The following is a 25,250-nucleotide window of genomic DNA, read 5'->3' as shown; positions in this document are numbered from 1 at the left end:
AAACCAGACGAAGATCCCCCATTTATTAACTTTTTTGCTATACTATAATTATCAGGGAGCTTAGAGAGTGGTGACGCGTTTGAAAAAATTTTTACACGGTCAGCAAGGGGCCATAGCGATTATGGCAGTCTTTGTTATTCCTTTGCTGATAGGATTCCTGACCCTTTCCATTGATTTTGGCAGTCTTTTTGATCAAAAAAGAAAATTGCAACAGGCCTCGGATACAGGTGCTATTAATGGAGCCTGGGCTTTGGTTTATCAGAGCTCAGCCCAAGCGTATAATTATGCGTTAGATGCCGCCAATAAAAATAGCTTTTCTTCCACAATGGGGACATTCACTTTTAATAATCCCCCATCGACAGGAGCCTTTATAGGAGATCCATTGGCTGTCGAAGTAAAATTATCGCAACCGGGAAACTTACGTCTTCTCAAGTATTTTGGAATTGATAGTATCACGCTCAATACCCGTTCTGTCGCCAGCACAAAGATCTTGCCCATTTGTGCTTTCATGACTTCAGCGAGTGTGAGCGGCGTCACAAGCTCGTCTGCTCTGACACTCAGCGGTGGAGCGAATGTTCGCATGGATAATTGTGGTATAGGCATTAATGCGACAGGCTCAGCCGCAATGAGCATTGTTGGTAATAGCACTTTGACGACGGACTTTGTTGCCATTGTGGGGAACTATAAATCAACCAGTAATGCGAATTTAAACATTAAAAATGGCATTGATACTGGAGTGCCTCCCATACAAGATCCATTTATTAACCTCAAACCTCCCTCTTTTTCAGGGTGCACAACGAATAATTATTCGACCAAATCAAAAGTCACCCTCAACCCTGGTGTTTATTGTGGTGGCATGAGTCTCACGGGTAAAGCGAATGTGACGCTTAATCCTGGTGTCTATATTATAGACCGAGGATCTTTAAGTCTGGGAGCGCAATCTCAAATGACTGGAAAAGATGTTACTTTTATTTTGACCAGCTCAACGAATTCGAATTATCCAACGGTTACTATTGCAGGGGGAGCAAGTACTAATTTATCTGCTTCCCCAACAGGACAATGGGCAGGCTTTTTGTTTTTTGAAGATCGAAGAGCCTCTGGTTTAACCCATTCCGTAACGGGTGGCAGCGCCCAAATTCTGTCCGGAATATTATATTTTCCATCATCCTCTTTAAAATATGCAGGCTCCACGAGTGCGGCTGGAAGCGTCTGTGTACAGTTGGCTGCAAACACAATTACATTCACGGGGGGCGCCACTCTAGGAAGTTCTTGTCCAACTGAATCCGCTTTCAAAATAGGAAAAGTGAAGCTCGTAGAATAAGAGAAGGTTTATGAATTGGTTTAAGAAAAGCAAAGGAATTTGGTCGAAGAATGGGGCAGCTTTGATAGAGTTTGCTCTTATCATGCCTTTTTTAATCTTAATTCTTTCTGGTCTTTTTGATTTCAGCTTAATTTTGATTAAAAGAAATGCTCTCAATATTGCTGTCAATGCGGGCGTGCTTTACGCCAATGCAAACCCAAAGGATGTGAGTGGCACAGGTACGAAAGCAGCCATACAACAAGCAACCAAAATCACACCCTTAACCATAACCGTTAGTTCATTTTGCGGCTGTATTGAGGGACCTCCATCAACTTGCAATGGACCCTGCGCTGACGGATCAATTCCTGGAAGATATTTTTTAATTGATGCAAAAACATCTGTTCCCCTCACCACCTTATTACCTTTAACAAATCCTTTTCCTATTGAATTTACGGCAACTGTGAGAGTCCAGTAAATGTTAAAAGTTCTGCCCTATTTTTGTCGTCATACAAGAGGCAATGCCTTGATAGAATTTGCTTTTGCAGCCCCTGTTTTTATTCTGATTGTTTTTGGCGTGATCGATTTTGGCATTAGCATGTGGGAAAAATCTTACCTAAACTATGCTCTCTCAAATACAGCGCGCTATGCTTTCATCCATCCTGATGCCAGCGAAAATGATCTGACCAATTACGCCAAGACGCAAATTCGGGGGATTACGAAGACAATTTCTTTTAATGTAGTTATTGTACCCAAAACCTATGTGGATCTTACAGGAACTCTACAATATAAATTTTTTGGTCTCCCCTTTAGCCCTATGAACATAGTGATCACGATTCGTCAGCCTCTCCCTCCGAGTTAACGTTGAGTGCATAAAATATAAAGTCAAAAGGCGCGATGAAGAACGAAGAGGGTTGCTGAGCGCAAAAGATCTGATTTGGGTCCAAAGGATTCTAATAGACTGAGACATTCTTCCACTAAGTCTTCAGCTTTTTTGCGTGCCCCTTCAACCCCAAGAAGACTAACAAAAGTTGGTTTCTGTGCCTGTTGATTCTGACCAACGGGCTTGCCCACCACAAGAGCCGTGGATTCTACATCCATAAGATCATCGCGAATCTGATAGGCAAGACCAAGATTATACCCATATTTTTCAAGGTTCTTTAGGAGGGAGGATTGCACGTGCATGATCAGACCTGCCGCCGCACAACTGAACGCAATCATCGCTCCTGTTTTTAAATTTTGCAGATGTTCAATTTCACTTAAACTATAAAATTTTGTAGAACTTTCCATATCCAACATCTGCCCCCCCATCATTCCTTTTCCACCGGAGGCTTCGAGAAGTCCTTGAATTAATTCAAGACGTGTTTGTGGATTGGAATGGGTTTTGGTATCGGACAGAAGATATAGTCCTTCGGTAAGTAAACTATTGCCCGCCAAAAGTGCTGTCGCTTCATCGAATTTAACATGAACTGTTGGCTGACCGCGACGCAGGGATGCATTATCCATTGCAGGCAAATCATCATGGATTAAAGAATAACAATGAACCATTTCAATGGCAGCCGCTACTGGCAGAGCTTGGTGTGACACTCCTCCTAAAAGTTCCACAAAATTCAGAGTTAAGAAAGGTCGAAAGCGCTTTCCCGGAGTCATGAGACTATAAGCCATGGCAGAGGATAATCTTACAGGTATTCTTCCCTGCCAAGCGTGGATTAAAGATTGAAGATAGGTATCAACCTGCTGACGGGTTTTGGTCAATGCTTCTTCGAAATTTGTCATAGCCTATGGCTCAAGATCAGATAGCGTAACTTTAGGGTGCTTTTGTGCATCCAGGGTAACTTCTTCAATTTTAAGCTGTGCGCTCTTTAAAAGCCCCTCACAACGCTCACGAAGTTCTGTACCTCTTTCATAAAAAGCAATTGCTTCTTCTAGAGGAACTTGCCCACTTTCCATCTTGCGTACAATCTCTTCCAACTCTTTGAGAGCGGCTTCGAAAGAAAGTGTTATTTCTTTTGTTGATGGTTGATCTGTCATTTTCATCCCTATGATCCTGGAGCTTCAAAGGGATCATGTTTTTTTTATAAGGTCAAGGGGAGACATATACCAGAACCACGCCAACCGACTCCAGAACTGTTTTCATGAAATTAAGGAGGGTTTTTAGAGTTTTTTTACAGACTGTTAACAACTTTGCAATATGTACCATGATAGGCTGAAAATATAAGGATATGATAAGAAAGATGGGAGGGTTTTATGGTAAAAGCCGTGCAAAAACTTGAAACAGAAGACCTTCTTAAGCTTTATGGTGATATCTCTTTTCGTGTTGATCTCACCAGTGATCAAATCCTCTGGCAAGGGCCTATATCTCTTTTGATAGAAGAAGCATCCTCACAGATGAATGGCCCATCTTATATGGAATATCTCGATAACCAGGGTTTTTGGCACCGATTAACCGCCATTGCCAACACATCGCGCGATAACTCTTCTTATAGGGTTGAGTATACATTACATCCGAATGGTCGCAGCCCTGTCTTGATAGAAGAGAAAGGCACGGTTATCTATGATTTTCAGGGAATCCCTCAAGCTATTCATGGCACAATTCAACCTTCTGCAGAGCAACCTTTAAAGTTAGGCTCAAAAGAAACATCAGGTTATGACTCTATTAGTCATTTACCGGGGCCTGACATGCTTCACGAGCTTTTATCCTCATATTTAGAACAAACTGCTTTTTCGAAAGGTATGTCATGGGCTTTTTTGGTCATTGAGTTTGATCAAATTATGGCCCTTGCCTGTGGTCACGGCATTAAGCCTGTGAAAGAATTGGTTCTCAACACTGCTCAACATATACGCCATATCACACGTTTTGATGATTTTTTAGGTCATACGACTCCTGTCAGCTTTGGTCTCGTCGTCAAAGAATGTGATCAATGGGGTGTCGCTCAAACGACGGAACGACTTTTAAGCCTAGTCAACGAAGTGCGTGTTGAGGGTCAGCAAGGTGAGACACTCATACCTAAAGTATCCATTGGAGGAGTTATATTCCCCAGCGATTTCAAGGATGCAGCAAGCATAATAAAATCTGCGACACAAAATGCTCAAGCCTCTCATTTAATCAAAACAGAAGCACCGTTTATTGAGAGACCCTATCCTTTAAGTGATAGTCCAATTCCATTTAAACGTCGTCGCAACGATAAAAAATCTTAAGTTAAAGATTTTTCTTCGTTTTTGATTAACTATTCCTTAATCTCCCAATTTTAGCATGCAAAAAATTGGAGATTTTTGTGAATTCATTCAAACGGTTAAGCATATCTTGTTTCATCCTTATTGCTCTCAACACACACGTCAAAGCTAGTTTTCAAGAGTATCTTGACGATTCTCTTCAACAAACAAAAACCATTGGACGGCCACGAACCCCTGCGGGAGTCCTCTTAAAAACAAAGCAAGCGATTCAGATGTGGAAAGACATTGCTTTAAAGAATGAAGAAGAATTGAGGCTCCTGAAAGGAAAAATGGGAAATGAAGTTTTTGAATTTTTAAAAAATGTGATCGCGGATATTATTCGAGAATTGAGCACGCTTCCTTATGAAGATCATGCTTTGCAAAATCTCATTACTCAGAATTATGTTCCTGTAGGTGAGAATTTTAATGAGCTCAGTGAACGCGAGAAAAAAACAACAACTGTCATAGCAAGCGCTAGAATGGAGAGCGTTAAACCTCTCTATCTTCATCAATTGGCAAACACAAAATGTCTTCAACATTTATGGGCGATTAAAGAAGCCCATCAAAAACTTCTTCATTCAGGAGATGCCTCTCCTGGTCTAACTTCTGTCGAAGAAGACTATCGTCTTTTAGCGTCAACGAGCCAACTCTATAATCGCCATATTACATGGTTCTGGGCCATAGAAAGATTGTTGGTCGTTCTCACGCTTGAAGGAAAAGAAAATGCTGATGCCGTCGTTCACAGCAAAAAAACAAGCGGTGAAGAGTTGACCCTTGAACAGGAAAAGGAAATTGAAAAACCGTTCTTGAGACCATTTCAAGAATTGTGGACGACGTGGTGCACGAATAATGAAGAGAGCCCTGACCCTCAAGGGACTCAATTGATCAAAATTGTTTTGCCTACTCTCTGGCAGCACCTCGAAATTTTTATGTTAAAAATGGTGGGGCAAGGTTGGACGTTAGAAAGAATGGGAGAAGTAGCACCAGGATTTATTCCCAGCATTGAAAAAATAAAAGCATTCCATCCGTCTTTGCAAGCTCAGCAGAAAAGCACGCTTCGATTCTCGGAGCTTCTTCAAGTCTATTCCGAGAATGCCCGTGAAGAAAGTAAGGGAATCTATGATTTTTATGACGCAGACGCTACTTTGGAAGCAGCCCGTCGATTTCAGAGCATGTGGTTAAATAACCGACTCGTATCTGTAGAAGCGCAACTGAATTTTGAAACGACCACCCCTCAATTTCTTGAACCTTGGAAAAAAGTTATGGAAGATTTTGATCCCACTCTCGATCAAAGCGCCTATCCCAATATATTTAAATTAAGCGCTTGGTATGAAGAAGAGCGTAAAGCCGATACTCTGACCCCGACATTAGTTTCAGAAGTGAAAGGTGAATTTGCTCTTGGTTTTTTTGATTATTTCACTGAGGAAACAAGAAAGATCAAAGATCATCCTGACTATGAATCTTCAGAGGTTAATATCGCTGGAAAAATACTCTTTAAAGTCTTACACAATTTTCAGCTGATCGGCGATAGTTATGTCCATCTTAAAAGACTAGAACAACAGAATGATGACGTTGAGACACTGCTCAAAAAAGCTTATGAGCAGGTCGTTCAAGCAAAGCGCTTGTTTAAGAAGTCTCTCTTATTTTTCCGCCTAAAACTGCTCTCTGAATCAGAGCTGTCTTAGGCACTTCTTTATGGATGGCGTCTAAAGATGCCTTTCGTAAAGTAACCGATGATTAAAGCCAAAACAGCCGCCCCCAATGGGAAGTAAAAAAGAGTTTCATATATTCTATAGAACACATCCAAGGATGCAATCTTATCCGTAGTGATATCCTTTTCACTACATTCACAAAAGAATCGCGCAATAAAAGCAGCGATATAATGACCAAAAGAAATGCACAAATAAACGGATCCCATCATGAAGCTAGCAAAGCGCGCTGGGGACAATTTTGAAACCATGGATAACCCGACGGGAGAAATACATAATTCTCCTGTGCTATGCAGAAGGTAAGCTAAAACCAACCAAATCATGGCCGTATATCCCTCTGGTGTGGAGGTTTTAATTGCTATCAACAAGCATCCGAAACCTAAGCCCGCTTGTGCCAAACCGAGAGCAAATTTTGTAGACGTTAACAGATCGCGACCCCTTTTTTTTGTGATGTAATCCCAAAGCAACGTAAAGAGAGGCGCACATGTCACGATAAAAAATGGGTTCAAGGATTGAAACCAGCTGGTCTTTAACTCCCATCCAAACAACATTTTGTCCACATTGCGTTCAGCAAAAAGGTTCATAGACCCTCCTGCTTGTTCAAAGCATGCCCAAAATATCATATAGAAAGGTAGCATAACCAGGATGGTTAAAAGACACTTTCTCTCTTCTTTTTCACTAACATAGATAAAGTAAAGAATCATGGCCAAGGTGCCCACACCAAAAATAGTCACAAAATGTTTGAGAACGTGATTGTGGTCAACCATCAGAGCAACGAGAGGAGCAGCTAATATTCCTAAGATAATGGTGATTTTGAAAAGACTCAGGCCCAAGAAAACGGGCTTGTCCAACTTTTTCCCAATGGGAGAAAAGCCGACATCTTTTATGATATCTCTTCCCCAAAATAGAACCAAAATACCCAAGAGCATCCCAAATCCCGCAAGGGCAAAGCCATAATGCCATCCAAAGGTTTCACCAACAAAACCACACGCTAAGGGCGCTAGAAACCCTCCAAGGTTAATCCCCATATAAAACAGCGTAAAACCGCTGTCTCTGCGTGGGTCTCCTTTTTCATAAAGTTGTCCCACAAGGGATGCCACATTGGCTTTGAAAAAGCCTGTGCCTACAATGATGAAAGCAATTCCATAATAAAGGGCTGACTGAATAGGAAGCGCTAAGGTAAAATGGCCCAAGGCAATAATAAAACCACCCAAATAGATCGCGCGTCGATTTCCTAAATATCGATCCGCAAGATAGCCTCCAACCAACGGAGCACCATAAACAAGCGCACCATACGCTCCGTAAATGCCATAGGCTTTTTCATCCCCAAACAAAAGCTCTTTTGTCATATAGAGAATCAGGAGAGCACGCATCCCATAGTAACTGAAACGCTCCCAAAGCTCTGCAAAAAACAGAACATAAAGCCCCTTCGGATGAGAAGCAGACGCTGCTTTTATAGCTTTTTTTTCAATGGGTGATAGGTTTTCGGTCAGAGTTTGGGTCATTATCATTTTTTCCCTTAAATCACATAAAGCCTCAGGTTACGCCCCTTAAAGATCATCTCTTAAGGGTTCTTTAATTTTTATGACTTTAGAATCTATTTATTATTTCTGTCAAATCCTTTACGACAGAAAGAAAAGTTTTTAAATTCAAAAGCATATTTTATAAATTTGGGATTAAGTTTGATTGGTGTAACATAGATGAAACGTACTGTCACGAATATATCCGAGGGAAAAAAAAGGCATGGAGGGAAAAGGCCTGGCGCTGGCCGCAAAATTGGGAGTGGCCCTTATGGTGAACGAACGACGGTTATGCGTGTTCCTAAAAGTCGCGTCGATGAAATTAAGTTGATGCTGAAACAGCTTTCTGATGTTCCTCAACCGGGGAAAAAAGTCATCAAAGTTGATCAAATTTTTAGACCAAAAATTGGAAATGCAACCTCTCTCAAGTTGTACACGACACATGTTCCCGCCGGTTTGCCCGAGCGCATGGAAGAGTATACGGAAGATAGTCTTGATCTTAATGAGCATCTTTTAAAAAATCCGAATAGCACGTTTTTTGTTCGGGTAAGTGGAGACTCGATGATCGATGCAGGCATTCATCCGGGTGATTTATTGGTCGTTGATCGTAGTTTGCCTCCCAGCAGCGGCCGTATTGTTGTCGCTGTCATTAATGGTGAATCCACGGTAAAGCGCCTTGTGCGTGAACATGGCAAATTATTACTTATGCCTGAAAACCCAACTTATCCTGCTATTGAAGTGCGCGATGAAACCATGTTCATGATTTGGGGTGTCGTAACCAACGTCATTCATTCTCTTTAAAATATGGGCTTTTGCAGTTTAAAAGAGAGCCGCGCCGTGACAAAGGAAAAGATGAATCAAACTATTTTTTTCTTTTCATCATTCTTGAATGACGATTAAATACTTTTAGAATTTTATAAGAATTGAATTTAAGAACAGGGAGCTTATGCACAACGCCTTAACTGAACGAGAGTTAACGTTGATTCGTCTCGCCACATACGCTTCAGTGACGGTGGCTGTTGGACTTATTTCAATTAAATTTTTTGCGTGGGTCATGACCAACGCCGTGAGCCTTCAGGCAACTTTGGTAGATTCTCTATTAGATGGTATGGCTTCTTTTATCAACTTAGTTGCCATTCGTCATGCCTTGAGACCCGCGGATAAAGAACATCGCTTTGGCCATGGAAAAATTGAGGCCATCGCTGCTCTGGGGCAATCCGCTTTTATTTCAGGTTCTGCTGGATGGCTTTTTTATGAAGCCTTGCATCGCCTTATTCAACCAGAACCCCTTATTGAAATAAAAATAGGCCTCGTTACCATGATCGTATCGATCATCGTGACAATTTTTTTGGTGGCGTTCCAACAATACGTTGTGAAAAAAACATCTTCAGCAGCTATTCGCGCGGACTCCATTCATTACAAAAGCGACATTATGGTGAACTTAAGTGTGTTGCTTGCTTTGGGACTCAGTAATTTTTTTCAACACACTTTCTTTGATCCTATCATTGGTGCAGCGATCGCCTTTTATATCCTTTACACAGCGTGGGACATTATAAAACATTCTTTTGATATTTTGATTGATCGTGAATTTCCCGATGAGGCGCGCGAAGAAATCACGCGAATTGCAGCTAGTCATCCAAAAGTAAAAGGCATCCATGATTTAAGAACCCGTTCCTCAGGAAGTAAGAGTTTTATTCAGCTGCATCTGGAGATGGATCCAGAAATGACCTTACAAGAAGCCCACAAAATAGCAGAAAAAGTCTCTCATAATATCCGCATAAAATTCCCCCGCGCTGAAATCATCATTCATGAAGATCCTTATTATGACGCCCATGATGATGAACTCGAAAAAGGCGATATATAATTTCCTTACAAAAATGATCTTCAAGAATACTTAGAAATACTAAGTATTTTGCATATTTATATCTATTTTTAGAAAAAATATATTTTGTCAAAAAAATTTGACAGAATTGAAAATTTAATATATCTCCCCATATCTTTATTATTATCTTTTAAAAATCAATTTTATTGAAAATCCAATCATGATTCATTTTAAAAAACTTATTTTTATTGTCATATTTTTTGCATTCACGTCTCTCGAAGCAACTTCCTTTGTTGAGATGCAAGAAGAAAATAGCAACTCTAGAGTCACGCGCCTTCACGAAATACTCTCTTATGCCGACCAATTTATTGCTTTCTCAGAAGACTATAAAATTTACGCTGAAAATTTTAACGCAGAACAATATTCTTTAAGTGCTAGGCCTTCAATCATCAGCATTAAAAACGCCGAAGAGAACATCGACATAGCCCTGTCTTACAAAAAAAATATAGAGGATATTCTTACAGGAAAAAAAAGTATCAACGCTGCTTTATTTTACTTTTTATCCCACAGACTTACACTGCTTTCACTAAGAGAAAAAGCAAAAGACGCAATGTTTCAAGCAATTACTAAATATCGATCAAACCCTGAGCTATATCGGGACGTTACTTACAATCGGGTTGCTTATACACATCCTCAAAACATTGATAAATACTACGGATCAGATCCCGTCATGAGAAAACAAGCAGAAAGTGATACCACTTTCTTTCAGTTCGGCAATAAGCTTATTCTGAGTCTTTATGCACTCGCCACCCCCCATGAACTGAGTGATAAAACACGTTTTTATATACGCCTTTCGCCAACATTGTGGCCTTTGTTATCCGGTAAAACAGATGATCTAGGACATCCCGATGGCGCAATTTACGTTCATGAAAGCGATCCTGCCGGAAAGCACTTTGATTTGGATTTCTATCAAACCTATGGTTTAGAAAATGAAACAATCGATATGCCTTTACTGGGATACTCAAAAGGAAAAATGATTCCTGTTAAAGTCAGTGAATATGAAAGAAGCCAAGTTGATCCTACTTATAAAGACTATAAAAAAATTAACCCCCTTCTTTACCCGGATTGGTTGAAGCCAAAACAAGTACCAACGCGTGCGGTTAGTAGAGCTGAACACTCTTCTTCAAGTGTTGCTTCATCTCCTCACGCTCGTCAGACAACAAGCAAAGAGGGTGCACCAAATCAGCAGAAGCCTAGTTCTAGTAAAGCCCCCGCTCTTCCTCCTTCAAGCGTGAAACCTGTTAAACAAGTGACTTCCCTTGTCCCTCCTCAGACGACATCTTTGTTTGAAAAGGACATTGACATCATAACGGAAGAGCTGATTAAAACTTCACTCAATGACACCGTAGATCTGCCTTCAGAAGTGGATATCAAAACCCATAGCAGTATCCCTGCTGCACCAGAAATTTTGAGTCTGCCAAAACCTTTAATAGTCAAAGAAGAACCTAAGGAAAACCAACACGTTTCTCTTCTCAGAACTTCTACCTCAGAAACGACGCAAGAGGTATTTCCTGTCGCCTCTTCCAGTCAAGTAGTCGTAAAGGATCGCTTAGATTATCTTGCCCCGCGCGGAATGCGTCTGTTTCATGGAGCGGATACAAACACCTATAGAACTTTGATCTCAAATCCAAACTATCTCAGCGGGAAACATTGGAAGACGTATGAAGCTATTTTTGATTATCAAGCATTTAAAAATGTCTCCTTTGGTCAAATTAAAGCTTTATGGCAAGAGATTAATGGTCCTAATAGTGTTAGAGAAACATCGGGCAGCTCTCATAAAGCTTTTCTCGATGCTAACGGTAAGGTTGTCGCAGGAACTTTTGCTCACGGTAATGCCATGACGTATTCAAAGAAAACAATTCCTTATATTCGCGATGCGCTCACCAAAATTGGTTTTGGTTTCGGCTTGGGGTACTAAGTTCTTTTGGAGCGGTAATGGGGTGTAAAATTTTTTTATGGGAAGAGAAAATATATTTATTTAAATAACCTTTTGATTTTTATCAAATTTTTGAAACACTTTATAAGTAATTGAATGTTTGACTAAAAATATATAATTGGTATTATCCTCATCCAGTGCTTAATGACTATTTTTACTAAGTAATTAAGTATTTGAAATATAATAACAATTGTTTCAACAGGGAAAAATAAATGAAAATAACAAATAAATTACTCCTCACCTCTTCCTTTATGTTCACCTTAGCGATCAGCAATGTTCAAGCCAGTGTTGATGATTTTGAAGTTAACTCTGATGGCAGCGTGAAAACAACCGTCGGGCAAGTTGAGTTTGTTGCAAACAGTGCAAGTAAGACTGTTTCCTTTCATCGTGACGACGAAGGAAAAGCTGCCGAGATTACAGCAAATGTTCAAAAGCAACTTTCTGATGCGATCGCTCCCTTGGGCGATTTTGAGAATATCGTTGTGGCTTTGGATCCATCCACGGGAAAAGTTACTGTTTCTGCAGACTTAAGTAAGCTTGAAGATAGTGATCGTTCTGTTGCTTTTACTGTCAATAACTATACAAGCAGAGTTCTAACTCTGAACACAACAACATCTTTATGCACACTGGGTCAATGGTGTGAAAGAATGGTTCCTGACGACATTCAACCTGAATCATCAGGACACAGTGCCGCTAAATCAAATACTCTGCTCAAGGGTGTTGAAGGAACATTAACCTATGATTTGTCGGATGGTGCAGGCACTGCATCTATAGGCTTTAGCAATCCATTTATTGGTAAAGTCAAATATACGATTAATGCACCCAATGGCTTTGAAATTTCTGTTTCAGGGGGTGGAGGAAATAACGCAACTCCTGTGTTTTCATTGCGTTCAGCAACACTGCCAATCAGCGTAAAGCCAACCCCAGTGGTTCCTGAAGTAACTACGACGCCAAATGATCCGCAACCAACAAATCCTACCCCAGCACCTACGACAGTTGACACAACGACCACTCCTGCTGGTGATACAACAACAACGCCTGCTGGCGATACAACAACAACACCCGCTGGTGACACAACGACCACACCTGCTGGCGATACAACAACGCCTGTTGGCGACACAACAACACCTGCTGAGACTTCTTCCGCCAGCTAAGCAAAAAACACTTTAATACTTTTAAAAACCCCGATCCAAAAAGTCGGGGTTTTTTATAGTCCAAAGTTAATTATTTACTGGGCAATGCTTTAGGATTGCGGGTTTGAATAGCGATAGATTGTGGTTTGAAATCTTCAGGAATTTCTCGAATTAACGTGATCTTCAAGAGACCATTCTCAAGTAATGCATCACCTACTTGGATAAAATCAGCGACCTGAAAACGTCGTTCAAAAGCCCGACGCGCAATTCCTTTATAGATATATTGGACCTTTTCCTCTTCCCCCTTAGATTTACCTGAGACTGTTAACAAGTTATGTTGAATGGTAACAGATAGTTCTTCGCTGGAAAAACCCGCCACAGCCATGATCAAACGATAGATGTTCTCATCAAGTTTTTCGATGTTATAGGGGGGATAGGTTGTATGACCACCTTCTTCAGAACGCATGGCAGCATCCATCAAACGCATTAAATTATCAAAACCAATGCTTGAGCGAAATAAAGGCGTTAAATCAAATGGGCGCATGGGTAACCTCCGTGCCTATTGTGGCTGGAGTGGACAAAAAAAACAAGGCCCCAGACATAAAGTCAAAGGGCCTTTTATTGTGGTAAAATATTAAAATTAATTCTTAAGACCAAAATTTTGATAACGGCTGTTAAACTTAGAGAGTTGCCCCCCAGTGTCAATAAGACGATGAACGCCTGTCCAAGCAGGATGGGATGAAGGATCGATATCTAAGCGAAACACGTCGCCTTCTTTACCCCAAGTTGAACGGGTCTCAAATTCAGTACCATTCGTCATAACGACTTTAATCGTATGGTAATCGGGATGGGTATTTTTCTTCATGGTCGAATCCTATTTATACATAAATCTATTTTGCTTTTACTGAACTCATAAAAAAAATGCAAGTCTTCTTATTAAATAAGGGTTACGTCGCTGTTTTTCCACTCTAATTCTTAAACTGAGCCTCTAAAACCCACTGAACAAGCTCATCCAAAATACGCTGATAGGCCTGATTAAAGGCCATCATTACTCCTTTAAGACCCTGTTCTGTTACGAAAGCTTCTGATTTAAAAACACGCTGAGCCAAGAGATCTCGACGAGGCGAGCGGGCCATTTTTATTTCTAATTCAATTTGTACCTTACGAAAGACGCCTTGATCTTCAAGAAGATCGAAGTGTCGGATTTCAGGAATCATTAAAAGGGTGCTCTTAAGGTTATCTTCAACACGCCCTACCCCCTTAAAATGACCGGAATACTCAAGGGCCTCAACTAAATGCGTTTGGATAATTTTTGGCAAACTCTCTGGCCATTCTGTCCCCGCCAACATATCCTGCAGCATTAATCCTGCCTCATCCTGTCTTAAAACACTAATTCTCGTTGTCGCAACAGGACCAGTTGCTGCAGGTTCATCAATCATCACAATGTCTGACAAAGATACGTGAGATTTACGGAGCTCTTTCAGAGATTGTAAGACAATTCTTTTCCCTTCTTTAGAAGGTTCAGGAAACAAACTGACACACCCCGTTAGAAAAAAGCTCACAACAACAAACGCTCTTGAATTAACCATTTGCATCATTCGATGGGAACCCCTGAATTTAAGTTTTTATTGATAAAGTCACCCGGACTGCGCTCTAATTGTGACACAATACGCGTAATCCCTTGAACAGAATCATGGGTTTCTGAAATCAACTTTGAAAACTCATAAAGACTGGTGTGGGTAAATCCTTCGATCGCTTCACGATTCCCTTCCAGCATCTTTTTAAATTCGATAGCCGTATCATTAAAGATTCCTGCTGAATCTTTAAATTTCCCCATCACAACGTGGAAATCATTTTTCATGCTATGCATTTGCAAGGTGAAATCTTCGAAGGACTTTTGCAAAGCTTTTAAGGAATGTCGTGTCTCAAACATAACTTCTTTAAAGGCCATACGCGTTTCATCATCGAAGAAACGGTTCAAAGTTCCTGTCAATTTATAGATACGTCTGAGAACTTTTGGGGCATCGCTAAATAAAATCTCAATCTTTGATTGCCGCGATTTTATAATGGGATAACGTTCACCCTCTTTAGCGCGTAGAAGAGGACTTTCCCGACTTCCTCCTTCAATTTGAATATAGCCTGTTCCTGTCAATCCCTTCGCTTCAATGGACGCAATAGTATCTTCTCGAATGAGCGCTGGCTCTGTAATGTTCACACGCACCAAGATACGCTCAGGATTTCTTTGATCAACGGCGAGACTTTTAATATATCCTATGGGCAAGCCATGATAACGCACTTGCTCGTTTTCTCTTAAACCCGTCACCGATCCTTCAAAAAGAATGTCATAGGTAAGGGCCCTCCCCTGAAAATCAATTTTGGCCATCCACAACACTGCAATCAGCGCTGCCAAAAGCAAACCAAAAACAAAACTGCCAGCAATGACATAGTTTGGTTTTACTTCCATTTACGTTCCCTTCCGTCCCCGTCCTCGCTCCCCACTAAAGTAATCTTTAATCCAAGGGTGCGGATATTTTTTTATTTGGTCAATAGTCCCCACGATCACCTTACGGTCAACCAAAACAGCAATACGATCGCAAATCGCATAAAGACTATCAAGATCATGGGTCACCATAAAGACCGTCAGATTGAGATTATGCTGCAATTTCCTTAATAATTGATCAAATTTTTCTGCAGAGATAGGATCGAGACCTGATGTAGGCTCATCTAAAAACAACAACTCAGCGTCCACAGCTAAAGCACGCGCTAACGCCACACGTTTCACCATTCCCCCCGATAGTTCTGAAGGAAGTTTTTGAGCAGCGTCCAAAGACAAACCGACCATCGCTAATTTCAAATAACTTATTTCACGCATGAGGTCTGGTGGAAGATTTGTCATCTCTTCCATGGGTACTTGAATGTTTTCTTCAACAGTAAGAGAACTGAACAGGGCTCCACTTTGAAAAAGAACACCACACCGGGTGCGCAAAACATCACTTTTTTCTCCATGGATATCACTCCCAAAAAGAACAATCTTGCCGGCCTTTGGTTTTAGCAATCCTAAAATTGTTCTCAATAAGACGGTTTTTCCACTTCCTGACGCCCCCACCAGTCCAAGAATTTCACCGCGCTTTACATCAAGGTTTAAATCTTGATGGATCATTTGACCATGAATCTCGGTGGTTAGATTTTCAATCTTAAGGATACTGGTATTGTTGCTCATTGTCTAAATACCTATGTACGAGAAGACAATTGAAAACGCAGCATCCAAAACAATAACCATAAAGATACTTTCTACCACTGATTTGGTTGTATGAATTCCCACACTGCGCGCCCCTCCTTCAATGCGTAACCCTTCAAAGCATCCAACCAAAGCAATCACAAAAGCAAAAAACGGCGCTTTAATAATACCGACCCAAAACGTCCAGGGGCCTAAAGCCATTTTTAAATGTTGAAAAAATTGTTCTAGATTTAAATCTAAAATACTCATGGACATCAAACCGCCCCCTAAAACAGCCATGAAATCCGAAAAAACCGCCAAAAGTGGAAGCGCAACAATCAAAGCCAAAATACGGGGCAAGACCAAAACTTCTGTGGGATTCATGGCTAAGACAATCATCGCATCCACTTCTTGATTTAGTTTCATAAAGCCAATCTGAGCCGTAAACGAGCTGCCTGAACGTCCGGCCACCACGATCGCTGTCAATAAAATGCCAATCTCTCGTAAAACGGAGATGGCCAAAAGATCGATTGTAAAGATCTCAGCCCCAAAGCGTTTTAATTGATCAACGCTCTGATAGGTCAAGACGATGCCTATTAGAAAAGAAATAAGCCCTACAATGGGTAAAGCTTCCACACCCACACGTTGGAGCAACGTACAAAAAGGTTTAAATCGAAAACGCCAGGGTCTCAGAAGCGTTGATAAAAAAGTAAGGGCAACTTCTCCCAGAAAGGATAAAAAAGTCAAAGACGTATACGCCGATGCCATCGTGCGATGTCCCAAATGGTCCAAAAACAAAAGAAAACGATTTGGTATCTTCGGCAGTTCTTTTATCTGCACCATATAACTTTGGACTTGATCTAAAAGCCCTTGTACTTCTTTAGAAGCCTTTTGAACGCTATAAGAAATGCCTTCGATCTTCAATCGCCTTAAAAAACGCGATAAAATCCACGCCCCTGCTGTATCACAGAAGGATAGGTTTTGAAGATTCACACTATATTCATTGCCCTTTTGAATTTTTAAAGACCTAAGCTCAGCGTCCACGGTGGCCAAATGAGTCACCGTCCAAGTCCCGCCAGGTTCTAAAAAGATATGTTTCCTATCAAAGGTTATTTTCAGCGTTGCGTCTGTTGACAAAGCTCATCCCTATTTTTTCCTGTATCATACTGAGATTCAGGAGGTTCGTCAAAGTCATGGTTACATTTTGATCGGATGGGAAAGTTTTTTGTAAAAATTAGATAATTTTAAAAGAAAAATTCTAAGAAAGTAAAGGTTCAACAAAGTTTAAAGGACCCCATTGCTTTCTTTTCTATTTCTGCTTAAGATCATGCCGCCATTCTAGATAAGAATGTCGGTTAATATTATATTATCATGGAGATAAACGTGAAGAAAATCGCTTATTTACTCGCTTCTGCTTTTACATTAGCAACAGCAGTTTCAGCTATCGCAACTGAAGCAAAGACTGAAGAGGCTTCAAAGCCAGCTGAAGTAGCTGCTCCTGCTGTGCATGAAGAAATGCACAAAGAGATGAAAAAAGAAGAAGGTAAAGAGAAAAAAGCTCACCACAAAAGCAAAAAGCATCACAAGGCTTCAAAAGAAGCTCATGCTGCTGAAGCTGCAAAGACCGAAGCTATGAATGAAAAAGAAGCTATGGTTGGTGAAGCTCCTGCTGCTGAAAAGCCAGCTGACGAAAGCGCTTCTAACTAAAGTGCTTGTGTCCTTGAATTTATAGGACACAAAAGCTATTAAAAACGGGTAAATGCAAGTTTACCCGTTTTTTTATGCTTAAAATTCCTCTAAGTGCGCGCGAATCATCCAAAGAGTTTTTTCATGGGCGCGTAACCGTTCAATCAAAAAATCTTCCGTTCCGATATCCCCTGACTCATGAACACTCTCGATGGACTTCTTCAAAAAGAGACAGATCTTTTCATGATCTTCTCCTAAAATCGTCAACATCTTACTATCTTTAAGACGCATATCCGTCGTTTCTTTAAGCGTCGTAAGGTCTAAAAATTCCTTAAAGCTTCCAGGGGCAAAACCTCCTATTGTTCTAAGCCGCTCAGCAACTTCATCCACAGCCCCGGCCAATTCTCCATAAAGCTCCTGAAAAAATTTATGAAAGAGACCAAAGTGACGTCCGAGGACATTCCAATGAAATTTTTGGGTCTTGAGATAGACAAGATAAGTATTCGCTAAAAGTTCTTTGAGAACCGCTTCACTTTTTTTAAAATTGACTACTTTCGCCATGATATCCCCCATTTTTGTTTATAGTGTTTTTATTTTATAAATTAATTATAACCTATTCATCACTGAAATGGGCATTTTTATGAAACGATTAGAGCGCGATTTTTTTGAACAGTCGACCTTGGATGTCGCTCAACAGTTGATTGGAAAATCTATGATGTTCGAAAACGTCCAGGGCGTTATTACAGAAACCGAGGCTTATGTTGGTCAAGATGATCCTGCCTGTCATGCGGCCAGAGGCTTAACACCTCGCAATGCAGTGATGTTTGGCCCCGCGGGTCATAGTTATGTTTATTTTATTTATGGGATGTATTTTTGTCTCAACTTTGTCACTGAGAAAGAAGGGTTTCCTGCTGCAGTTCTCATTCGCGGTGTTTTTATAAAATCACCTTTTGAAAAACATCTTAATGGGCCAGGAAAACTGTGCCGTGACTTTGGTATTACAAAAGAACATAACGGAATTGATCTGACACTCTCTCCCCAACTCTATGTTTTGCGGGAAAGTCAGCCCCTCCCCTACATTACCACACCACGGATTGGCATTCGGGTTGGGACTGATAAATTATGGCGTTTCGTCGCTGATCCTCGTCAGATTTAAAGATTATTGTAAATCATTCTTTTGAACTAAAGAAAATAAAATCCAAAAATTCGAGGATTCTTCTGTTTCCGGTTTAAAAGTTAATTCCCCCCAAAACTCAGCTAAATTCAAAAACGCATTCGCTTTCATGCTGTCAACTTGTTCTGTATAGGACACTGACTTTAGAAACAACGACCCCACAGAACCCCCAATAAAATCGCCGGGGAGATCTTTAAAGGCGAACGCTTTCCAAGGCTCTTTTTGTTTTTAGGAAAACAGGGTAGCAAAGATTTTGCAAAAAGTAGAGAGGCCTCAAATTACCCCATCAAAAAGTTTTCGACATCGGCATAAACTGAACGATCACTCCATCGGGCAACGTGTAATCAATCAAGTGTTCCCCAACGTATCCCTGATTTTTGTAAAAATCGACCCCCGGCAACGTGGACATAAGTTCAGTCTTTGTGAATCCCGCAGCCTTTGCTTTTTCTTCACAAACGTTCATTAACATCTTCGCTAATCCTTGACCAACATAAGCCGGCGCTACAAAAAATGCTCGGATTTTTGCTGCTTCCTGATGAGGATCTAAAGATCCTTGCGTTCTATCAAGACAATGGTCTCCCCCAAACAAAGTACGTCGTTTACTCCAGCCTCCACACGCCAAATACGCACCGCCTTCATCGATGACATAATAGGTTTGGTCCTCAATCAGTTCGCTGTCCACACTAAAGACATAACGAATCAAGCTTTCGATCTGCTGAGGTGTATAATGTTTTCGACTGAGCCCCCGCGCAGATTCTTGTATAAGCTTATTGAGGTCCTCAATTTCTTCTTTTTGAGCACTTCTCACCACGCGGTGTTTAGAGTCCATAGGCTTCCTTCAACATTTTATTAGTCAAATTAGACTGCTGCGACGATCCTTGCAGTGACTTTTATGGTATAAAAATAAACCTTAAGCTTTTTTCAAAAAGCAGGTCTTCAGAACGATTTGGGATTTCCCTTCACGGAACTCAATCTCGTCTTCGCTCGACGTGAGTCGAATGTTTTTTACAACCGTCCCTCTTTTCAAAGTCAGACCCCCGCCGCCTTTTACTTTTAAGTCTTTAATAAGCATCACAGAGTCACCATCGTGTAAGGGATTACCGTTGCTATCTTTTACTTCCATCGTTTTTTCCTTTAAGTTTATAAAGAGTGAGGATTTTAATCCGTGTTTTAAAATGATCGCTTCTCAAGACAATTGTCAACCTTTACATCTGTCGAATGATTTTAAACTATACGCATACCAATTCTATTTTTTATCATTATTGCCTACTGGGTAATTCTGCATTATGCTGCCTTGGAATTATTCATTGAGGAGGAACTATCATGAAAAATATTTTAAAGATTTCCACTGCAGCGTTACTTGTTGTTCTTAGTTTTTCACACAACAGTGTTCAAGCATCCGTGACCGAAACAGAGGGTGAAAAACTGGATGCACCAAAGAAAATTCGTCTCATTCCCCCTTTTAAAGATGCTGACTCTAAAAAAGAAGCCCGCAACACAATTGCCAAACTGATTGTTACACCTGAAAATCCAGAGAAACAGTATATCGGGGCTTCAGCCTGGTTTTTGTTATGGGAGGGTCATCCCTTTGAAAAGGCTCTTGCTGCTGTCGCTCTTCAAGGCATTGCTAATGAAGAATGTCATCCAAAGCGCGCAGCCGCTCGTCGAGATTTGGGAATTTATAAACCAGTGACACCCCCAGAAGAAATGAAACCCGTCAATCCTAATCCCCCTTATCTTATGGATATTGCCTTGCGACTTTCTGTTAGTCAGGATTTAGACGATCAACAATTGGCCTTAAATGTTGCCATACGACTCCTCTATGCCCATGGGGAAGCTTGGGTGCGCGATAAATTCAAAACTTATAAAGAAGCACAAATTACGCGTTTGGTGGGGATGTTAGAAGAAAAGGGTGAGATTCCTAAGCTCTAAATTTTTCTCTCAACAAATGAATACGACCCTTCATGACCGTCTTTTCTAAGACGGTCATTTTTTTCTTACGCAAACGCGCTTGATCCTTAACCTTCTGCCCCTTTAACACTTATTATCGACAGGTTATCTCAAAAACGTACGTTCTCTCTTCAAAAGATAATAATAAATAGATAGTGTTATATACTTATTGACAATAAATAAAATATTCTGCAAAATTAACTTTTTATAGAAAATCACCTGAGTTTAATCAAAACTTAGATGTTTACGGTTTTCAGTGAACTTATCATCAATTTTTTTATCTGATTAATACTATTATTCATCTAATATATATGGAATACTTATGATCCTGAATTTAACATTCAAAAGCGCGCTTATCAGACTTTCTTTTGCCTTAACTTTTATTTTTCAGGGACTCCTTCCTGAGAATCTCATAGCTTCTACTGCCTTTGAAGACGAGGACAGAGCACACTCACCAGACCAAAATAGAGTATCAATCCCCTCAATCAAGCGTGAAGTGAAAAAAGACATTGCGCGACAATTCCTTCATTTCTCAAAACCCCATAATGAACTAGTGGATCGGGTATTCTTTAAAAAATCAGACGCTCATAGAGCGACGGCCTTGGTTAAAATATATACGAAATTGGGAGACGCTCTTTTTTCAGGCGCCCTTGATTTTTTTAGCACCTTTAGAGCACCAGGCTCTACTGTTCAAAATATTATGGATGATAGTCAGCCTTATTTAAAAGGGACAGGGTATTTCATTACAGACGTGCAAGGAGATAATATTCTCATTCAAGACACGACGCTCCTCCAAAGCTTTACGCTGCCTTATAATTTTGGTGATTTTGTTGAAACGTTTTTTATTGAGCCCGCAAAATACTATTACCACCAAGCGCATAATCACGCCCCTTTTCAAGAAAAAGAGAGCCTTCACAACCAAATCAAGTGGGTGAAAAAAGGATTTAAAACACTGTTCCCCAACTGGGTGCCTTATGATAAGCGGATTAAAAAACCAAATGCTCTTGTTTCTCTTCTTACAAAGATATTATCGAAGCTCTCATTATAATAAGAGAAAAACTCTTCATCTTTATTGCGTAAGCGCATGGTGCGGTACGCGGTATTTTATTGAAATAAAGGAACATATCCAGATAGAAGGAGAGAGGTTGCTCAGGATACAAAAAACTCCTTCACCAACCATCGCTCTATAATTTTTTATCGAAAATTTTTCAAAGGTTCAAGGCCCCCTCCATGCAAAAAATTCTTCTGACTCTCTGTGTATTGTTTAATCTCTTTGATCAACTTTCAGCTTCTGATGCTTTTCCGCATGACAGCGATAGCCGTGAAGGAAAAAGTATGACGCACCGGGGTTCTTCCTCCCTCAGCAATCAAATGATTAATTTTAATGTGGATACGCACGATTTCCAGAATGGTGTTTTAGCAATTCATGATAATCGCACCAATCAAATAAGAACTTTCAACTGTCCTGGGATTAAGAGTGTGCATACCCTCTACCTTGATCCGTGGGAAGGCATTTACGTTAAAGCCCTTAAAGGGTCGACAGCTACTGAAAATAAAGTCATGCAAAAAGCATCAACTCCCTTTTTTCTATACCATCTCACGCAGACAACAATGAGAGACCTATCCTCGGGATTTGCGTCCACCTCACATTTAAGACCTGATCTTTATGGGGGAATTTACTTTAGTGGAAAGGATCCAAACACGCACACCCAGTCCGTGCTTCATTTTAAAGGTCAACACATAAACACCATCGTAAAAGGCTGGTCTTCTATCGAAGAAATCATTCCTAGTTACGGTCATATTTATGTTCTAGGCGAGCCCATACAAGGCAATCAACTTCTCGTAAATGTATCAGAAAATAGGCAAGACATCCTATTTCCAACCTGGAAAAATGTACAGGCCATCATCAGTGATTTGGATGGCGGACTGTATATATTTGGTCTTAACGCAGAAGGCGAAAACACAACCCTTCTCAGAAAGGACGGACGCTCAAAAAGATTATTTCAAGACGTGTCAGGAATCACGTCCATTTACCCTGATCAAATAGGCGGGTTTTATATTTATGGAACAGATTCGTATAATTGTCCTACGCCTTTGGGACGCTATATGCGCGATGGTACTGAATTCATGAGGCATGATGCACAAAACAATCAATAAGAAAGACCTCTCTATGAGAGAAATCTTATTAAGAAGTTTCGATTAATGAGCCGCACCCTGTTTTAAAAAAAGAATCTTCATTGCAAGACCGGACAAATTTTTAAAAAATTGACAGATATTAATAATATAATTAATACTATTAATATAGAGTATTAATTATATTTTGGTATACACTATGAAAAAATACTTTTTTGTGTCATTATTATTTCTTAATTCAAGTTTTTGCCACTCTTCGTTACTAGAGTCTTCTTCTTCTGATAGCAGCTCACACACGAGCTCTTCTTCTTCAACATCGACGATTTCCACCACCCTCATGGATGATCATGTTCCTGTTGAGTATAAGACAAAGCATGGGCAATATATTCATGACCGACTTTTGTCTGAAGATGCGCGTCAAAGAAATGGGTATTTTCTTTTCCTGGATCTTGGAAACATTTTTTTTGAGATCTTTCAGAATTTAGCAACCTATACGACTGTCTACGCTGCAAAATGTGTAAATCTTGTTTTTCCAGACACTGAATTTCTTATAGGTGCCAATGGAGAAACCTTTGTAACAAAAAATTTAGCCACAAAATCTGAAACGCTTCACGATTTTGATGAGATTAGATTCAAAGCTCTTCTGTTATCCTTGCATTATTTTTTTTCAGCCCATGAAGTCGCAATTTTTAGTAAACGTAAACAGGAAAGTACAACAAAAATAAAAGACGTCCTTACCCATTTTGCCGACCCTTATGATAAGGCTTTTGATGGCGACAAAGCTCCCTCTAAATTTCAATTAAGAAAGATTCTCTCGCAGACGCAAAAAAGTGATGCCCTATATCAAAGTCTCTATTTCCTTAAAAGAGACATTGATCTCTTCCTTAAGGAATTAAGCGCACATCAAGAAAATCAAACACTTCTTCGTGCATCCTCAGACCCGAGTAAAAATTTCTCAAGCACAGAACTCGCGTCAATACAAGAAGTCTATCAAAACTGGGGGGAACTTCTTCCCGTAAGGCTCCAAAAACTTAATGATCTAGCGACATACTACAGTCGTCTATCATATGCCCCAGTGCGGGGAGGTTCCTATGTTGTCAGCATCCCCAAACAAGAATTACAGCACGTTGCCCGTCACATTTCTTTGTTGATCAAACTTCAAGACGATATTAATGATTTTAAAATGCGCTTTCGAGAAAAGCATACCGTTCTCACGCAACAACTCAGAGAGGATGACTCTAAACTTGCACGGGTACACCTCTATTTTGAAACAACAGCCACTCTCGTAAATAACTTTATTCAGTTTGTTAAGCGCCATCAAAAAATCGTGAGGACTATCTATAACGAAAGAGTTCATCGTTTACTATCAGATGTCGGCTTTATTGTTTCCCTCTCTTCTGAGATCCCTTCAGATGTCGATTTAAAGTCCATTGTAAGAACTTTTTTTGGATTTACCGAGGCGTCCTTTAACCATGAAATTGATGCGTTAAGTCATTTACTTGCAGATTTTAAAATTTCGAGCTTTGAATCTAAAGCGACGTTAGAAAGCTCACAAGCTTCTTCTTCAAGCTCTTCCGATGCGGAAAAAGATCCTAAGCCAGGCAGAAAATTTAAGTGGTCAAAACCAAGACCTCACCTTAAAAGCACGAGTGTTCCTGCTCTGTCAATTGAGGATCAAGCTGATAATTCTTAGACACACGTTCATTTGCGCCCATGGTAAATTACATTAATGAAGAGAAATTACTCCGATGAACACAAAGACTAAAATTTTTCTCAAGAATAGCTTCCCATTCTTTGCAAAAATGAAGAATCTTAAGAATTTTTTCCGTTGCGCCAACAACTAAGGATGTGATCGTTTACCATGCCTATCGCTTGCATATACGCATAAATAATTGTTGATCCTACAAAAGTCATGCCACGCTTTTTAAGATTCTTTGACAGAGCATCACTTTCAGCTGTTTTAGCGGGGACATCTGCCATTTTCTGCCAATGATTTACAATGGGTTTGTCATTCACAAACTTCCAAACGTAACGATTAAAAGATCCGAATTCTTTCTGAATTTTTAGGAAAGCCTGCGCATTCTGACGTGCCCCATAAATTTTTAAACGGTTACGAATAATGTCAGGGTTATGACGCAAAGACTCTAGGGTCTCATCATCCATCGCTGCAACTTTGACAGGATCGAAATTATGAAAAGCCTGACGATATCCTTCGCGTCTTTTTAAAATCGTTTCCCAGCTAAGCCCCGCTTGAGCTCCTTCAAGAATAAGCATCTCAAATAAATGCTGATCGTCGTGGGAAGGAACGCCCCACTCATGATCATGGTAGTCGCCATAGAATTCTTTTCCTGGCTTGCCCCCAAAACAGCGCCTTTTACCATCAACCCCTAGAATCATTAT

Annotated in this window: 28 protein-coding genes; 15 read left to right on the top strand and 13 right to left on the bottom strand. The window is 40.3% G+C overall.

Annotation, left to right across the window (positions count from 1 at the left end; all coding sequences use genetic code 11):
- Positions 1-70 precede the first annotated feature (70 nt).
- From GQ61_RS06120 to GQ61_RS06110, 3 genes are read left to right on the top strand one after another with little or no spacing between them, the layout of a single operon-like run.
- Positions 71-1,321 carry a pilus assembly protein TadG-related protein gene (locus tag GQ61_RS06120; RefSeq protein WP_198157292.1) on the top strand — a complete coding sequence of 417 codons (1,251 nt, stop codon included), beginning with the start codon at positions 71-73 and terminating at the stop codon, positions 1,319-1,321.
- A 10-nt stretch (positions 1,322-1,331) separates the two neighbouring features.
- Entirely contained in the window at positions 1,332-1,775 is a 444-nt protein-coding gene (locus GQ61_RS06115) for a TadE/TadG family type IV pilus assembly protein (RefSeq protein WP_085784474.1), read from the top strand.
- Positions 1,776-2,159 (top strand): TadE/TadG family type IV pilus assembly protein, encoded by a 384-nt coding sequence (locus GQ61_RS06110; RefSeq protein WP_085784473.1) that lies wholly within the window; start codon positions 1,776-1,778, stop codon positions 2,157-2,159.
- A gap of 23 nt (positions 2,160-2,182) precedes the next feature.
- On the opposite strand, the gene GQ61_RS06105 is transcribed toward GQ61_RS06110, so the two are convergent.
- Both GQ61_RS06105 and GQ61_RS06100 read right to left on the bottom strand, forming a co-directional pair.
- Positions 2,183-3,073 carry a polyprenyl synthetase family protein gene (locus GQ61_RS06105; protein WP_085784472.1) on the bottom strand — a complete coding sequence of 297 codons (891 nt, stop codon included), beginning with the start codon at positions 3,071-3,073 and terminating at the stop codon, positions 2,183-2,185.
- A 3-nt stretch (positions 3,074-3,076) separates the two neighbouring features.
- Positions 3,077-3,334 (bottom strand): exodeoxyribonuclease VII small subunit, encoded by a 258-nt coding sequence (locus GQ61_RS06100; RefSeq protein WP_232317304.1) that lies wholly within the window; start codon positions 3,332-3,334, stop codon positions 3,077-3,079.
- 210 nt (positions 3,335-3,544) lie between these two features.
- On the opposite strand from GQ61_RS06100, the gene GQ61_RS06095 reads away from it, so the two are divergent.
- Positions 3,545-4,495, top strand: coding sequence for a diguanylate cyclase domain-containing protein (locus GQ61_RS06095; RefSeq protein WP_085784471.1), 951 nt, complete (start codon positions 3,545-3,547; stop codon positions 4,493-4,495).
- A gap of 77 nt (positions 4,496-4,572) precedes the next feature.
- Positions 4,573-6,195 carry a hypothetical protein gene (locus GQ61_RS06090; protein ID WP_085784470.1) on the top strand — a complete coding sequence of 541 codons (1,623 nt, stop codon included), beginning with the start codon at positions 4,573-4,575 and terminating at the stop codon, positions 6,193-6,195.
- A gap of 8 nt (positions 6,196-6,203) precedes the next feature.
- Here GQ61_RS06090 and GQ61_RS06085 read toward each other — a convergent pair whose 3' ends face one another.
- Positions 6,204-7,730 (bottom strand): peptide MFS transporter, encoded by a 1,527-nt coding sequence (locus GQ61_RS06085; protein WP_085784469.1) that lies wholly within the window; start codon positions 7,728-7,730, stop codon positions 6,204-6,206.
- A 189-nt stretch (positions 7,731-7,919) separates the two neighbouring features.
- Here GQ61_RS06085 and GQ61_RS06080 point away from each other — a divergent pair, with 189 nt between their 5' ends.
- The 4 genes from GQ61_RS06080 to GQ61_RS06065 all read left to right on the top strand — a co-directional run bounded on the left by GQ61_RS06080 (position 7,920) and on the right by GQ61_RS06065 (position 12,711).
- Positions 7,920-8,540, top strand: coding sequence for a LexA family protein (locus GQ61_RS06080; RefSeq protein ID WP_085784468.1), 621 nt, complete (start codon positions 7,920-7,922; stop codon positions 8,538-8,540).
- Positions 8,541-8,685: 145 nt separating this feature from the next.
- Complete coding sequence (locus GQ61_RS06075) at positions 8,686-9,603, top strand: cation diffusion facilitator family transporter (RefSeq protein WP_157111160.1); 918 nt, start codon at positions 8,686-8,688, stop codon at positions 9,601-9,603.
- Positions 9,604-9,781: 178 nt separating this feature from the next.
- A complete protein-coding gene (locus GQ61_RS06070; RefSeq protein WP_085784467.1) occupies positions 9,782-11,539 on the top strand; it encodes a hypothetical protein in 1,758 nt (585 codons plus the stop codon).
- 230 nt (positions 11,540-11,769) lie between these two features.
- Entirely contained in the window at positions 11,770-12,711 is a 942-nt protein-coding gene (locus tag GQ61_RS06065) for a hypothetical protein (protein ID WP_085784466.1), read from the top strand.
- A 70-nt stretch (positions 12,712-12,781) separates the two neighbouring features.
- Here GQ61_RS06065 and GQ61_RS06060 read toward each other — a convergent pair whose 3' ends face one another.
- The 6 genes from GQ61_RS06060 to GQ61_RS06035 form a co-directional block, all read right to left on the bottom strand.
- Entirely contained in the window at positions 12,782-13,234 is a 453-nt protein-coding gene (locus GQ61_RS06060; protein ID WP_085784465.1) for an Hsp20 family protein, read from the bottom strand.
- 96 nt (positions 13,235-13,330) lie between these two features.
- Positions 13,331-13,555: a 50S ribosomal protein L31 gene (rpmE, locus tag GQ61_RS06055; protein ID WP_085784464.1), complete on the bottom strand. Its 225-nt coding sequence runs from the start codon at positions 13,553-13,555 to the stop codon at positions 13,331-13,333.
- A 103-nt stretch (positions 13,556-13,658) separates the two neighbouring features.
- Positions 13,659-14,288 (bottom strand): ABC-type transport auxiliary lipoprotein family protein, encoded by a 630-nt coding sequence (locus GQ61_RS06050; RefSeq protein WP_085784463.1) that lies wholly within the window; start codon positions 14,286-14,288, stop codon positions 13,659-13,661.
- The gene (locus tag GQ61_RS06045; RefSeq protein WP_085784462.1) at positions 14,285-15,154 is read right to left on the bottom strand and encodes an MlaD family protein; all 870 of its coding nucleotides are present in this window, start codon (positions 15,152-15,154) and stop codon (positions 14,285-14,287) included. Before GQ61_RS06045 ends, GQ61_RS06050 begins: the two co-directional genes overlap by 4 nt.
- Positions 15,155-15,910 carry an ABC transporter ATP-binding protein gene (locus tag GQ61_RS06040; protein WP_085784461.1) on the bottom strand — a complete coding sequence of 252 codons (756 nt, stop codon included), beginning with the start codon at positions 15,908-15,910 and terminating at the stop codon, positions 15,155-15,157. It abuts the gene before it with no gap.
- Between the two features lie 3 nt (positions 15,911-15,913).
- The gene (locus GQ61_RS06035) at positions 15,914-17,044 is read right to left on the bottom strand and encodes an MlaE family ABC transporter permease (protein ID WP_085784460.1); all 1,131 of its coding nucleotides are present in this window, start codon (positions 17,042-17,044) and stop codon (positions 15,914-15,916) included.
- Between the two features lie 246 nt (positions 17,045-17,290).
- Between GQ61_RS06035 and GQ61_RS06030 the strand changes: the two genes are divergently transcribed.
- Positions 17,291-17,614: a hypothetical protein gene (locus tag GQ61_RS06030; RefSeq protein WP_085784459.1), complete on the top strand. Its 324-nt coding sequence runs from the start codon at positions 17,291-17,293 to the stop codon at positions 17,612-17,614.
- A 78-nt stretch (positions 17,615-17,692) separates the two neighbouring features.
- On the opposite strand, the gene GQ61_RS06025 is transcribed toward GQ61_RS06030, so the two are convergent.
- Positions 17,693-18,154, bottom strand: a complete 462-nt coding sequence (locus tag GQ61_RS06025) for a Dps family protein (protein WP_198157291.1) — start codon at positions 18,152-18,154, stop codon at positions 17,693-17,695.
- 79 nt (positions 18,155-18,233) lie between these two features.
- Here GQ61_RS06025 and GQ61_RS06020 point away from each other — a divergent pair, with 79 nt between their 5' ends.
- A complete protein-coding gene (locus GQ61_RS06020) occupies positions 18,234-18,749 on the top strand; it encodes a DNA-3-methyladenine glycosylase (protein WP_085784457.1) in 516 nt (171 codons plus the stop codon).
- A 304-nt stretch (positions 18,750-19,053) separates the two neighbouring features.
- Here the strand turns inward: GQ61_RS06020 and GQ61_RS06015 are convergent, their stop codons facing one another.
- Together GQ61_RS06015 and GQ61_RS06010 are read right to left on the bottom strand one after the other, a co-directional pair.
- A complete protein-coding gene (locus tag GQ61_RS06015; protein ID WP_157111159.1) occupies positions 19,054-19,596 on the bottom strand; it encodes a GNAT family N-acetyltransferase in 543 nt (180 codons plus the stop codon).
- An 81-nt stretch (positions 19,597-19,677) separates the two neighbouring features.
- On the bottom strand, positions 19,678-19,890 hold the full coding sequence (locus GQ61_RS06010; protein ID WP_085784456.1) for an alkylphosphonate utilization protein: 213 nt from the start codon (positions 19,888-19,890) through the stop codon (positions 19,678-19,680).
- Positions 19,891-20,090: 200 nt separating this feature from the next.
- On the opposite strand from GQ61_RS06010, the gene GQ61_RS06005 reads away from it, so the two are divergent.
- From GQ61_RS06005 to GQ61_RS05990, 4 genes are all read left to right on the top strand, one after another.
- A complete protein-coding gene (locus GQ61_RS06005) occupies positions 20,091-20,699 on the top strand; it encodes a hypothetical protein (protein WP_085784455.1) in 609 nt (202 codons plus the stop codon).
- Positions 20,700-21,039: 340 nt separating this feature from the next.
- Entirely contained in the window at positions 21,040-21,765 is a 726-nt protein-coding gene (locus GQ61_RS06000) for a hypothetical protein (protein ID WP_085784454.1), read from the top strand.
- Between the two features lie 182 nt (positions 21,766-21,947).
- A complete protein-coding gene (locus tag GQ61_RS05995; RefSeq protein ID WP_085784453.1) occupies positions 21,948-22,874 on the top strand; it encodes a hypothetical protein in 927 nt (308 codons plus the stop codon).
- 175 nt (positions 22,875-23,049) lie between these two features.
- A complete protein-coding gene (locus tag GQ61_RS05990) occupies positions 23,050-24,543 on the top strand; it encodes a hypothetical protein (RefSeq protein ID WP_157111158.1) in 1,494 nt (497 codons plus the stop codon).
- Positions 24,544-24,662: 119 nt separating this feature from the next.
- Here the strand turns inward: GQ61_RS05990 and GQ61_RS05985 are convergent, their stop codons facing one another.
- Complete coding sequence (locus tag GQ61_RS05985) at positions 24,663-25,247, bottom strand: DNA-3-methyladenine glycosylase I (protein ID WP_085784451.1); 585 nt, start codon at positions 25,245-25,247, stop codon at positions 24,663-24,665.
- Between the last annotated feature and the right edge of the window lie 3 nt (positions 25,248-25,250).

It is taken from the genome of Candidatus Nucleicultrix amoebiphila FS5 (assembly GCF_002117145.1).
Classification (GTDB): Bacteria; Pseudomonadota; Alphaproteobacteria; order Caedimonadales; family Nucleicultricaceae; genus Nucleicultrix; species Nucleicultrix amoebiphila.
This window is presented reverse-complemented; position numbering and strand designations above follow the sequence as displayed.